We start from the raw sequence: 11,382 nt of genomic DNA, 5'->3' as shown, positions 1-11,382 counted from the left end.
ATACTACATTCTGCCCCCATTTTTTGTATGTTGAGCTATCTTTCAACACCTCTGTGTTAGATCATGAGCTAGCGATCAATACTTCTCTCCTTAGACAGATTATTTCAACTCAGTCAGGAGCCGATCATTCAGCAAAATTGTTCCCGTCTATTACCCCTACGCTATCAACTTTATCAGCTTGTACTTGTAAATGAGGCTTCTAGCCACGTCCGCATCGTCCGAAAGCTAATGCACACCTTAGATACAATTTTCTTGTGCTTGTCTGGGGATAGCTTCATTGTTCTCTGATATCTGAATCTTTCCTGTACATCCCCGATGAAATACTTGGCCCTATCAATGTCCACCAGAGACACAGGCGAGGTGCGATCGCCAACTGTTGTGTTTCATCGTGTCTTTCATACTGCACCATAATGCTCATGCCAGAGTTGTATTTCAACTCTATATCTGTACTATTCGACCTAACCTGATTGGGCTGCGTCTAGCCGAACATGGTTGCGTAGTCGCAGGCGAAGGTCTTAAAACTGCGCGGCTCTTTACCAATTGCGTCTTGTATATCAGACGAAACTGCTGCTGCCTCATTGCGTCGGTAGTGCGCGTAATCCTCAATCAGCCCTTCTGCTTGCCAAACTGGCATCCCAATGTTGAGCAGTTGATCGCGCATTGCTTCAGATGGAATATCGACGAATGCAATCTGACGATTGAGCGCAGCCGAGAGTTGGTCTGCCATCTCAGCATGAGTCAATGCCTGTGGTCCGGTGAGGTCATAAATCTTTCCCTCATGCCCTGTTTCTGTTAGAGCAACTACTGCAACTTCTGCAATATCGCGCACGTCTACCACGCTGACCTTTGCATCACCGATCGCTGCATAAAAGGCGTTTTGGCTCGTGATTGTCGATTTAAAGCTTAATAAGCCCTGCATAAAGAGATTGGGACGCAGAAACGTGTACGTCATTCCTGAGGCTTGAATTGCCGCTTCGACGGCGGCATGGTAACGCAAAAAGCGCACAGGCGAATGGGCATCGGCTGCAAATTGCGATAGTTTGACGATATGCTTGACACCACTCTGACGAGCCGCATCAACAAACGCGAGTTGTTGGGCTTCTGCGCGTTCTGTAGAGTTCGTTAAGAGAAAGGCGCGGTCTACTTCAGTCAGTGCCTTCAACAGCGTCTCAGGGCGATCAAAGTTCCCCTCCACCACTTCAACATTCAAGAGTGCAATTTCCTTTGCTCGATCATGGTTACGAACCATAGCGCGGACTTGCACGTTCTGTGCTGCGAGTCGTTTGACAATCTCTGTACCGTTACTGCCAGTTGCACCAGTGACTAAAGTCTTCCGGTTCATTGGAAACCTCCTGATGGGTGTGTTGTAGTCAGCTTTGACTAAAAAAGCAATGCCTCAAGGACTCGAATTAACGTTTTGTGCAGGCATATTACTCGGCATCATCCGATTTAGACCCTAACGTTCAGAATTCACTTGCCTTATAATCACAATGTTTTCAGCAAACAGTAAAACACCTATTAGCCACGGAAGCGCCTGTAAAATGGCTTCCATTGTCCAGTTCTGACTTTGAACCTGCCAAATCATCCAAATAATAATGAATCCAATCACCAACGAGGATAGGATGACCGATGAATTGCGGCGGCGATAGAAGCGGATTGTCCTCTCCCGCAAAAATGGATTGAAAATACAAGCGATGTAGGACGCTCCTGCATTGATCAACAAGCTGGTTTGAAGGCCCGAAGGCAGGTTTGGGTATCCCAGCGCGATCGCTGTCAAACAAACTCCCAGCGCAAGATACAGAAAAGTAAACAAGGTAGATCGTTTCATTATTTCTTCTCTGGTGACGCTTATTCTCTGTACCAGACACGCACACATTGGAAGTATTTGATTGCAAGACCCTGACTGATCGTCACTGGGTGGAACGCATTCTTGGTCGTCAATCCGTAAACATCATCACTTGTGCCTTCAATCCGATCGGGTAAAACAACAGTTTCAACATTGATCACCTGTATCGTTGTACTTTCAATCCACTGATTGACAGCACTCACAACCTCAGAGAAGGATTCGTAATCGGAAGCTCCGCCGAGTGGTCCCCGTTCAGTAATCCGAGGCGTAAAATCTTTGTATTGAATCATGTGATTGACCACCTTAAAACTGTAGAGTTGAGCATCAATTCAAGTCGTGGGGATTGCCCACCATCTTTAAAACCTTTCTTTGTAAAACCTTTCACGGTAAAGCTTGGTGGGCAGTGATAGACCTATGAGATTTATTCCAAACCTTAAGCCAACTTTGCCAGTAAACCGCTAAGAACAAAGGTAAAAGCATGAACGCTGATATGGGCTAACATTGCAGCTTCTAGCGAATATTGCCAAAAGAGCCAGCCAAACCCAATCCCCGCAATCCCATTCAGTAACAATGCTCGAATAATCACAATTGGAGTGAGGGGAACGATCGCGGCAGTTGCTGGCAGGTGTAGCAGTCCAAATACCAACGCGGCTAGAGCGATCGCACCCTGATAAATCCCTTGACTGGGCAACGTAACGCCTTGTTTTAGAACTTTCCACGCGATCCAAACAAGCAGCGACATTAAACCCCAGCGCATCAAAATTTCCTCAGTGATGCCGCCATAGGACATTGCTGTGAGCAAATTTAACCAACTTCGCTCTGTATTATTGGCTGCCTGTAGCGCTTCAGGTAGGGCAGGTTGCATCAACTGATCGAGCAACAAGAGAACGATCGCTGCTGCTGCGCCCACACCCAAACTCCACTTCATCTCAACAGCAAAAGATGGAGATTTAGCAGTATGAAACACCCAATGATCAATCAAATGGGAGTGTAATCCAACACGGTAGGCACAACCAATTCCGATCAGAATGCTGATTGCCAGTAGAACTGAATACTGTAGTCCTTGCAGAAGCATTAAAATGCCCAATGGCGGCACTTTTACCAGTTTTTCTGGAGACAGTTTTGCTAACTGTTGCTCGATTAAGGGAATAGACGTGATCGTAAACATCACAATCCCTATACTGCCCAATACAAATAAAATCCCGAATTGTTTCAGAATTGCCATTGGCTTAATCTCCAGACGATCTGTCCTATTAGCCTGTGCTGCTGAACAACACCATCAACAGGAACGAGGGCAGGTTAAAAACGAAGTGGACGACGAGACCGGGCCAGATCGATCCGCTGCGGCGAAAGACCTCGGCAGTGGCGAGACCAGCCACCACAGCAGCGGGAAAGATGTTGTTGATCCCATGCATGAGAGCGAAGATCACAGTGCTACCCACGACCCCAACGAATGGACCGTAGCGCAGCAGCGCGTTGGTGACGATGCCTCGGTAGAGCAGTTCCTCACCAAGGGGTGAGAAGACGGCAATGAACACCGTGCTCAAAACCAGAGACAGTAAACCGCCGCGAGCGCCATCTCCATAAACATCCTGGACATTGTTCGTGTCCCCAGTGATCTGAACCCAGGCTAGGATCGCCAGACTTTTGAGCACGAAGGCAATCAGTCCTACTCCGATGCCGATCAGGAGCCAGCGTCCGGAGGTTCGACGCACGCCAAAGGCACTCAGGGAACGAATCCGCAGCCGCGCAGCCACTGCGAACGCGATCAGCGTGGCGACGCCAGTCCATGCAGTCAAGATCAGGCCGTAGACCACAGGGTCAAGACCGAATTGCGCGAACAGCCGGACACCTCCGAACCCTACAATTAAGTAGACGACGAGTCCGACAACGATCTCAAGCCAACCCGGACGGGAAACCCTGTTTGGTGCGATCGCGGCAGGGGCCTTTTGTGGGTGGTTAGAAGACACTTTAGACATGGTGATAAACTCCTTCGATCGAGTTGCTGATTCAAGTTGCTGATGGGTTCATGAATCAACGGACTCACTGTCAATCCCAAAAAGGTGTGTTGTCAAAAGCAATTCCTTTTGGTGCAACTATTTCAATGCACTAAAGGTCTTCCGGTGTAAGGGAAATTCGAGATTTAGCTCATTTGCCCAATCGGTCGAACAATGATTTCATTCACATCCACCTCTGAGGGTTGCTCGATCGCGAAGGCAATCGCACGGGCGATCGCTTCTGCTGGAATCACTGCCTCACGAAATTCCCCCACCCATGCCGCTGCTTCAGCATCCGTGATCGTGCTGGCAAGTTCAGTTTCCGTCACTCCAGGCGAAATCACCGTAACCCGGATGTCGGTCGATTCTTGCCGCAGTCCTTCGGAAATTGCCCACACTGCAAACTTAGTGGCGCAGTACACGGCTGCGGTTGGATAGACGTTGTGCCCGCCGATCGAGGATAGATTGACAAACTGCCCTGATCGTTGCTGCTTAAAGAGAGGTAGCGCAGCAGCAATGCCGTGAAGTACACCGCGAATGTTCACATCAATCATGCGGTTCCATTCATCGATCTTCAGCACCTCTAGCCTGGAGAGTGGCATCACGCCTGCATTGTTCACCACAACATCCAGACGACCAAATTTAGCTTGGGCAAACTCGACAAAAGCTTGCATGTCTTCGAGGTTGGTGATATCAAGGGTACGATATTCTGCTTCGCCACCTTTAGAGCGAATTTCGGCAGCGATCGCTTCCAGTCGATCGGTGCGCCGCGCCCCTAATACAACTCTTAGACCCTGACGAGCCAGCAATCTAGCCGTTGCTTCACCAATCCCGCTACTGGCTCCGGTGATCGCAATTACTTTGCTTTCTACATTCAACATGACGGTTCTCCTGACTTTTAGGATGGATTGAAATTAAATTGACTGACCACCAGAGACTTCGATTCTCTGAGCATTCACCCAGCGGTTATCTTCAGAAAGCAAAGATGCGATCGCCCCGCCGATATCATCGGGACGACCCACTCGACCCAACGCCGTTTGCGAAGCGATGAAGTTGTTGATTTCTGGATTGTCCCGCACTGAACCGCCCGCAAAATCGGTTTCGATCGCGCCCGGAGCCACCACATTGACGGCAATCTGTCGGTGTCCTAGTTCTTTTGCCATGTAGCGAGTCAGCACCTCGATCGCGCCTTTCATGCTGGCATAGGCGGAGTAGCCCGGCAGCGTAAAACGAGCAAGACCCGACGAAAGATTCACAATCCGTCCGCCGTCTTTGAGTAGGGGCAATAGCTTTTGGGTGAGAAAGAAAACGCCCTTGAACTGGATGTTCATCAATTGATCGAAATCGTCCTCGGTGGTTTCGGCAAACGGCTTATGGATACCAATTCCCGCATTGTTTACCAGAAAATCAAACTGATCGGTCTGCCAGGTATCTTGAAGTGTCTGTTTGACCTGTGCTGCAAATTCATCAAAGGATTTTGTGCTGGAAGTGTCTAATTGCAGGGCAGCAGCTTTACCACCCATTGCTGCAATCTCAGAGACAACGCTATTTGCTTCTGCCTCGCTGCTGCGATAGGTCACGATCACATCGACTCCTTTTTTAGCCAGCGCCAAAGCCGTATTTTTGCCCAGCCCTCGGCTCGCTCCTGTGACCAGTGCAATCTTCGTGTTGTTTGTCATGGTTATTCTCGTTAAAGTTGCGAAAGTCGCTCTAGCTCAGCGACAGGGCGACCAGCCCTAGTTTCCCGGTGAAACTCTTGCCCACAGGTCATTGAACTCTTGCATATCCAGAAAGGCGATCGCTTCGACAGCTTTGCCATCCTGCATCCGGAAAAACCAGGTGTAGGTGTTGTGGTAAGGTTGTCCATCCCTGGCGATCGCCGCTCCATCCCATAGAACAATGACCATATCGCCATCTGCCCAAATGCCGCGCACGGTTGGCACGATTGGGCTAGACAACCGGGCACTGGTTGGGTTGACGACCTGATCAAGTAATTCTTGCTTGCGATAGGTGCCCACCGTTGCACCAGTCCCGGTAATCGTCCAGGTTGCTTCTGGAGCAAGCAGATCGAAGACGTTGCCAGTTCCGTTGCGCCAACCGTCAAAAGACTGCCGGACGATTTCCTTATTGCGCTGTTCGATCACCTGAGTTTCCTGTACGTCTGCTTGATTGGACTGAGTGGCCTGAGCCAAGTCTGCGATCGCTGGAAACTGATCGAGGGCAGGCTGCTGATTCAATGCGGTCGAGTCATGTCTTGGCTCAAATGCAGTCTCATTCGACTGAAGACCTGCCTCATCCGTGCGAGCTTGCGTCATCGCCGGAACTGCCAGCAGCCCAATCAACCCCATACCTATCAAAACCTGATCTAAACGACGCATTCTCTTAACCTCCTGAAGCTTTCATAAGATTTGAGATATCTCTGAAGTCTGTGCTTTTGGGTTCACCGAAAGTGATTAAGCCGCAATATCTAGCCCTGTCGCAGTTTTTCCGCTAGTTCTCGATACGATCCTGATCGGATGTCTGTGAGCAGATCAATGCCTTGCGGCTGCCATCCCAATTGCTGAACTGCTTTGCGGTTAGACGGGCGGTTTTCGTATTGAACAAACGCCGTCAGGAACTGCCCCCATCGCGCCTCTGCCTCTTCGCGGTTAACTGAGCGCACTGATAGTTGCAGTACCGCTCCGATCGCTTCAGCTAATGCTCGTAAGGTGACGGTTGTCGAGCCAGTGCCATTGAAGACATCACCCGCTTTCGCCGCTTTCGCAGCAAGAAGAAACAGCGTCGCCGCATCATCTACGTGAACATCTGAGGTACGTATACTTCCGTCATTCACGTAGATGGACTCGCCAGCTTTCGCAGCCATCTGCATCAGCATTGGCACAAAGGTGCTGCCGCCGTGTCCGTAGACATAAGGCGGCAGACGAATCGCGCTCACTCGGATGCCGTCTTCGCTCAGGCGCAGTGCATCACGCTCGGAACGGATGCGGTCTTTCAGAACGAAGGTTTGCGACAGTGGTGAATCCTCTGTGGTTTCACCACCCGCCGGATCTGGAGCAACGACCGCCGTACTCGAAGTCACCACTAACGCCTTCCCTGTTCCGCGTAGAGGTTCACCCAATGCACCCACTGCTGCCGCGTCAATGCGTAGAACCTCTTCGTAGTCCATTCCCCAGTCGTGAATATATGCCAGGTGCAACACTGCGTCAGCTTCAGCGCTCTCTTGCCGAAGCACGTCCAGGCTGGTCAGATCTCCGCGCACTGGAGTCGCACCCAGCGCTCTCAATTGCACATCACCTTCTTCCTTCCGCGATAACCCTTGTACGGTGTGTCCTGCGGCGATCGCTTGCTCCGTGACAACGCGACCGATATATCCAGTCGCCCCAGTTACAAATATCCGCATTTGCTCTCCTTAGTTTTGTTAAAGAGTTCATCTTTCTCGATAAAAAACATAGCCGCCGTGATAAAGTACGCCATCACGAAACTCACCATCGGCAGTAAATCCAGTATCGTCCCAGTAATTAATACGATTTCCGGTGATTTCATAGCGTCCTTGATATGCGCTCTTTCTGTCGCCGCGAGCTTCGTCGTAACGGTTGTTGGGTAGAAGTTCTTGGCGGATATAACCATCTTCCGTCACCCACATTCCGACGTAAGGGTTATTTGATTGGTCGGCTTCCGTGTTAGCTTGATTTGAATTCATAGTTTGACGATCACTAGAGGTTTGAGGAGATGGAACAACTGATGGAGATTCAGTAGCAGAACCTTCCGTAGAAGCTTCTGGCGTGGGTGCTTCTGCTGTCAATTGCGGGGTACAGCTTATCAATGCAAAGGCTCCCAAACCGATCGTCACTGCCAATGTTCTGAGCATCAATTGTGTTTTCATACAAGATCTTCTTTGTGCCAATATGATTTGATGCTGATTTGTGTTTTGAGCCACAAAACCGCAGTGCAGATGCGTCATCTTCAACTGTCAAAAATGATTGTGTGCAGCCTGACGGCTGCGAAGTCTGCGGCTCGATCGGTAACATCTAATCACAGGGGCAGGATCTGAGCGCCGGGCCGCAGTTAGAGGCTGTTGTACTCGAATAGTTTCATCCTATAAGCAAGAATCAGGAGTCTGAATACACAAACCTTTCAGATGGTTGCCTGATCCTCTCAAAAGGCGCAGGCAAAGAAGAGAAATTATCTACAAAGAGTGCATGAGCAAGGCTATACCAATCGGAATGCAGCATGACGATGGGGACATAGAAACACAATGCCGCAATCAACGAATATACAGAAGTAGCAACGTCAGTTGATCAACGCATAAACGAGCGAAAAATAGACAGGCGGCATTCAAGATACCCGTAGCCGTTCAATATCTCGAATGGGCGGCGCACCAAACATGCGGGAATATTCGCGACTGAATTGCGACGTACTCTCATACCCAACTCGATAAGCCGCTTGAGTGGCATCGATCGCCTCGGCAAGCATCATCTGTCGAGCTGTTAACAGTCGTAATTGCTTCTGATATTGCAGCGGACTCATTGAGGTGATCGCCTTGAAGTGACGATGGAATGATGCAGCCGACATATTCGCATGCTCCGCTAGCTCCTCAACCCGCAGCGGCTTTGTAAAATCAGCTTTCATCTGCTTGATCACTTCCGCAATGCGCTGCATATTACTGCCAGCAGTCGCAATCTGACGCACCGCTTCACCTTGTTGATCTGTAAGCAAACGGTAATAGATTTCGCGAATCATCAACGGTGCTAGAAACGGAATATCCTCTGGTGTATCCAACAGCTTTGCTAGCCGGATGACGCAATCGATCAAGGGTGGAGCGGCATCGCTAACAGACCAGCCTCTGATTGGGTTTGCTTTCTGAGTGAGACTCAAATCCGTTTGAGCAATAATCTCACAGAGTTGAATTGGGTCTAGATTCAGCTTCAAGCCGAGATAGGGCTGATCAGGGGTCGCTTCTACCATACAGGCACTCAGCGGCATATCCACCGAAAGCACTAAATACTGAGCAACACCGTACTGAAACGTTTCCCCATTGACAGATACTTTTTTTTGCCCCTGCACCACAATGGCAAACAGAGGTTCACTGACTTCCTGAACGATTATACAAGGATCGCTTTGTCGCACGAAGGATAAGGGAGCGATCGCAGTTGGATGATAACCTTCTCCCCTACCATTGGTATGCCGATCGGCTAATCTCGCTAGCTCCGCACATTCGGCAACTGCCAGGGACTGCTGCGCTGACAAGATTTCTTCACCAGGAGAAATGCTGCTCTTGGTTTTGTGATCGAGTGTCTTGATGGTCATGCGTGATTCCTGACGAATGCCATGTTTCTCTATGATAAGAAGGTTTTCCCGATTCCCATCTTGATAAGAGTCATCTTTCACCTGTCAACGACCCACCCATCTTAAACACAACCTTTGTTGGAGAGGATTAGGCAAGGGAGACGGAGTGTCAGCCGGTTTTATAGGTTTCACTCCGTTGCACAGATGCCACCATCTACAAAAGTAGGAGTGCCAGTTGTGAAGCTTGCCTCATTGGAGCAAAGCCATAATTAGGTTTATTAACTGACGAAATCACCGACGACCTTGCCGATCGCTCTGTGAAACGGGTTCGGATGCCTCATCGCGCTTGAATACCTTGTAGGCGATCGCCAAAAACACAGGTACTGCAACCAGCTCCGCTAGCGCCCCGTAGGTGGCGTGATACTCGCTGATGGTGAACAGAGCGGGTGAGGGCAAGGCAGTTCCAGTGATGTTGAACAGGAGTACCCCACCGATGTTGTTCGCGAAGTGTACGCCGATGGCGAGTTCGGTGGTGCCGTCAATCAACGAGACCACGGTCCACACCAGACCCGGAACGAGGAAGTAATTGGAGAAGATCGTAAGCCAGCCGCCTGCGCTCACCTCCGGGTTCAAGAGGTGCGGCAGGGTGAATACCACGGCTGCCACGATCGCCAGAAAAACGCGGTTGCTCCAGATGAGGCTCACACCCTGCACAATGTATCCGCGAAAGAAAAGCTCCTCCGTTGTCGTCTGGATCGCGGTGAGAACCAGCGCCAGCGGCACAAAAAGCGCAAACGTTAAGAGGTCGGAGTTAAAGGAGAAGGTATCCGGGTAGAACAGATACTGCCCCAGCCCACCAATCAGGCAGTACGGCACGAACCACGCCACGAATCCATGACCAACGCGATGCCAGTTAATCTTCTCCCGCGCTGTGACGAGCGTCCGGGGGTGGCGGCGGTGGACGAGGGAGACAGCGATCAGGACTCCCGCGAAGAAGCACAGGAAACTCACCGTGACAAATAAGTAGTACCCCACAAGCCCAAGCCCCGAGGGGTCTGCCTGACCACCAAGTGCAAACGCGACGAGTACGCTGGCACCACTACCGACGATCAGCCACGCAAAGAGGATGAGTACCAGTCCCAGAACATACCGCCACCCCCGATATTTACCCCACCTCGCAGCCTCCACGTAAGTCGCGCCGTTCACATCCGTTCCGATTTCCTGCTTTCCTTTGATTGCTTTGAACCTCATCTTTGTCTCCTTGACATGCGTGTAGGATGCCAGTTCATCTGCGAACTCGATAACGCCGATGTTTCATTCAACTGTTGAACAAGTTAGGTCACTGATTATTTCTGCTGAAGAAAGTCCAGCAATATGGGATTGACCTGATCAGCGTGAGTCCAGTTGATGGCGTGCGGGCCGCCAGGGATAATCTCAAGCTGACTGTTTTTAATCAGTTTCGGGAGTCTTGCGGCGGTAGATTCAAGTGGCAAAATGCGATCGGCATCGCCATGAATGATCAGAGTTGGGACATCAATCCGGGGCAGATCATCGCGGAAATCGGTAAGCCAGGACGGGACACAATCCAAAGTTCCTTTAGCAGAAGCCCCGGCTGCTACATTCCAGCAGGCTTGAATGGCATAGTTGCTGATGCGTTCACCCAGCAGCACATCCACATTAAAAAATTCTCTAAAAAACTCAGAAAAGTAAGCGGGACGGTCTTTAACAATCGCTGTCATAATGCCATCGAAAACGCTCTGGTCAACGCCTTCGGGATTATCAGCGGTCTTCAGCAGGAAGGGCGGCACTGGAGCCATCAGCACGGCTTTTTGCACCCGCTTTGAGCCATAATTGCCAAGATAGCGCGTGACTTCGCCAGTTCCCATAGAGAAGCCGACCAGCACAGCATCATGCAAGTCAAGTTTGGTCATCAGCGTGTTCAAATCGGCTGCAAAGGTATCGTAGTCATAGCCCAGCGAGGGTTGGCTAGACGCACCAAATCCTCGGCGATCGTAGGTAATCACTCGATACCCCGCATTTAGCAGCACCAAGACCTGCTTTTCCCAGGAATGGACGTTGAGGGGAAATCCATGAATGAGAACAATGGGCTGACCAGCCCCCAGATCTTCGTAATAGATATCAATGGTTGCAGAATTTTCTTGACCAACAGTCACATAAGGCATGTCGCCCCCCTAATGAACATCGCAAAATGTTCTTATCTGATTTAACCGAAGTATAGTGAGTTCTAATGCT

General features: G+C 50.2%; 13 protein-coding genes. All 13 read right to left on the bottom strand.

Features of this window, described 5'->3' with window-relative positions:
- Positions 1–478: 478 nt before the first annotated feature.
- Positions 479–1,342, bottom strand: a complete 864-nt coding sequence (locus IGS16_RS06110; RefSeq protein WP_297084226.1) for an SDR family oxidoreductase — start codon at positions 1,340–1,342, stop codon at positions 479–481.
- A gap of 114 nt (positions 1,343–1,456) precedes the next feature.
- A complete protein-coding gene (locus tag IGS16_RS06105) occupies positions 1,457–1,828 on the bottom strand; it encodes a hypothetical protein (RefSeq protein WP_297084224.1) in 372 nt (123 codons plus the stop codon).
- A 20-nt stretch (positions 1,829–1,848) separates the two neighbouring features.
- On the bottom strand, positions 1,849–2,136 hold the full coding sequence (locus IGS16_RS06100; RefSeq protein WP_297084222.1) for a hypothetical protein: 288 nt from the start codon (positions 2,134–2,136) through the stop codon (positions 1,849–1,851).
- 143 nt (positions 2,137–2,279) lie between these two features.
- A complete protein-coding gene (locus tag IGS16_RS06095; RefSeq protein WP_297084220.1) occupies positions 2,280–3,071 on the bottom strand; it encodes a CPBP family intramembrane glutamic endopeptidase in 792 nt (263 codons plus the stop codon).
- Between the two features lie 28 nt (positions 3,072–3,099).
- On the bottom strand, positions 3,100–3,825 hold the full coding sequence (locus IGS16_RS06090) for a type II CAAX endopeptidase family protein (protein ID WP_297084218.1): 726 nt from the start codon (positions 3,823–3,825) through the stop codon (positions 3,100–3,102).
- 164 nt (positions 3,826–3,989) lie between these two features.
- On the bottom strand, positions 3,990–4,724 hold the full coding sequence (locus tag IGS16_RS06085; protein ID WP_297084216.1) for an SDR family oxidoreductase: 735 nt from the start codon (positions 4,722–4,724) through the stop codon (positions 3,990–3,992).
- 33 nt (positions 4,725–4,757) lie between these two features.
- Positions 4,758–5,522, bottom strand: coding sequence for an SDR family oxidoreductase (locus IGS16_RS06080; RefSeq protein ID WP_297084214.1), 765 nt, complete (start codon positions 5,520–5,522; stop codon positions 4,758–4,760).
- A gap of 57 nt (positions 5,523–5,579) precedes the next feature.
- The gene (locus IGS16_RS06075) at positions 5,580–6,221 is read right to left on the bottom strand and encodes a nuclear transport factor 2 family protein (RefSeq protein ID WP_297084211.1); all 642 of its coding nucleotides are present in this window, start codon (positions 6,219–6,221) and stop codon (positions 5,580–5,582) included.
- 89 nt (positions 6,222–6,310) lie between these two features.
- Positions 6,311–7,243 (bottom strand): SDR family oxidoreductase, encoded by a 933-nt coding sequence (locus IGS16_RS06070; protein ID WP_297084210.1) that lies wholly within the window; start codon positions 7,241–7,243, stop codon positions 6,311–6,313.
- A gap of 27 nt (positions 7,244–7,270) precedes the next feature.
- Entirely contained in the window at positions 7,271–7,645 is a 375-nt protein-coding gene (locus IGS16_RS06065) for an Atu4866 domain-containing protein (protein ID WP_367185736.1), read from the bottom strand.
- 533 nt (positions 7,646–8,178) lie between these two features.
- Positions 8,179–9,150, bottom strand: a complete 972-nt coding sequence (locus IGS16_RS06060; protein ID WP_297084203.1) for an AraC family transcriptional regulator — start codon at positions 9,148–9,150, stop codon at positions 8,179–8,181.
- A gap of 270 nt (positions 9,151–9,420) precedes the next feature.
- Entirely contained in the window at positions 9,421–10,380 is a 960-nt protein-coding gene (locus tag IGS16_RS22315) for a lysostaphin resistance A-like protein (RefSeq protein ID WP_367185734.1), read from the bottom strand.
- Positions 10,381–10,475: 95 nt separating this feature from the next.
- Positions 10,476–11,312 carry an alpha/beta hydrolase gene (locus IGS16_RS06050; RefSeq protein WP_297084199.1) on the bottom strand — a complete coding sequence of 279 codons (837 nt, stop codon included), beginning with the start codon at positions 11,310–11,312 and terminating at the stop codon, positions 10,476–10,478.
- Positions 11,313–11,382 lie beyond the last annotated feature (70 nt).

It is taken from the genome of Thermoleptolyngbya sp. C42_A2020_037 (genome assembly GCF_015272455.1).
Classification (GTDB): domain Bacteria; phylum Cyanobacteriota; class Cyanobacteriia; order Elainellales; family Elainellaceae; genus Thermoleptolyngbya.
This window is presented reverse-complemented; position numbering and strand designations above follow the sequence as displayed.

Bases quoted from the DNA above. Each gene is read 5' to 3' on its own strand.
- IGS16_RS06080 (WP_297084214.1), bottom strand. From the start codon at position 5,522: ATGACAAACAACACGAAGATTGCACTGGTCACAGGAGCGAGCCGAGGG.
- IGS16_RS06100 (WP_297084222.1), bottom strand. From the start codon at position 2,136: ATGATTCAATACAAAGATTTTACGCCTCGGATTACTGAACGGGGACCA.
- IGS16_RS06050 (WP_297084199.1), bottom strand. From the start codon at position 11,312: ATGCCTTATGTGACTGTTGGTCAAGAAAATTCTGCAACCATTGATATC.
- IGS16_RS06070 (WP_297084210.1), bottom strand. From the start codon at position 7,243: ATGCGGATATTTGTAACTGGGGCGACTGGATATATCGGTCGCGTTGTC.
- IGS16_RS06075 (WP_297084211.1), bottom strand. From the start codon at position 6,221: ATGCGTCGTTTAGATCAGGTTTTGATAGGTATGGGGTTGATTGGGCTG.
- IGS16_RS06110 (WP_297084226.1), bottom strand. From the start codon at position 1,342: ATGAACCGGAAGACTTTAGTCACTGGTGCAACTGGCAGTAACGGTACA.
- IGS16_RS06060 (WP_297084203.1), bottom strand. From the start codon at position 9,150: ATGACCATCAAGACACTCGATCACAAAACCAAGAGCAGCATTTCTCCT.
- IGS16_RS06090 (WP_297084218.1), bottom strand. From the start codon at position 3,825: ATGTCTAAAGTGTCTTCTAACCACCCACAAAAGGCCCCTGCCGCGATC.
- IGS16_RS06095 (WP_297084220.1), bottom strand. From the start codon at position 3,071: ATGGCAATTCTGAAACAATTCGGGATTTTATTTGTATTGGGCAGTATA.
- IGS16_RS22315 (WP_367185734.1), bottom strand. From the start codon at position 10,380: ATGAGGTTCAAAGCAATCAAAGGAAAGCAGGAAATCGGAACGGATGTG.
- IGS16_RS06105 (WP_297084224.1), bottom strand. From the start codon at position 1,828: ATGAAACGATCTACCTTGTTTACTTTTCTGTATCTTGCGCTGGGAGTT.
- IGS16_RS06085 (WP_297084216.1), bottom strand. From the start codon at position 4,724: ATGTTGAATGTAGAAAGCAAAGTAATTGCGATCACCGGAGCCAGTAGC.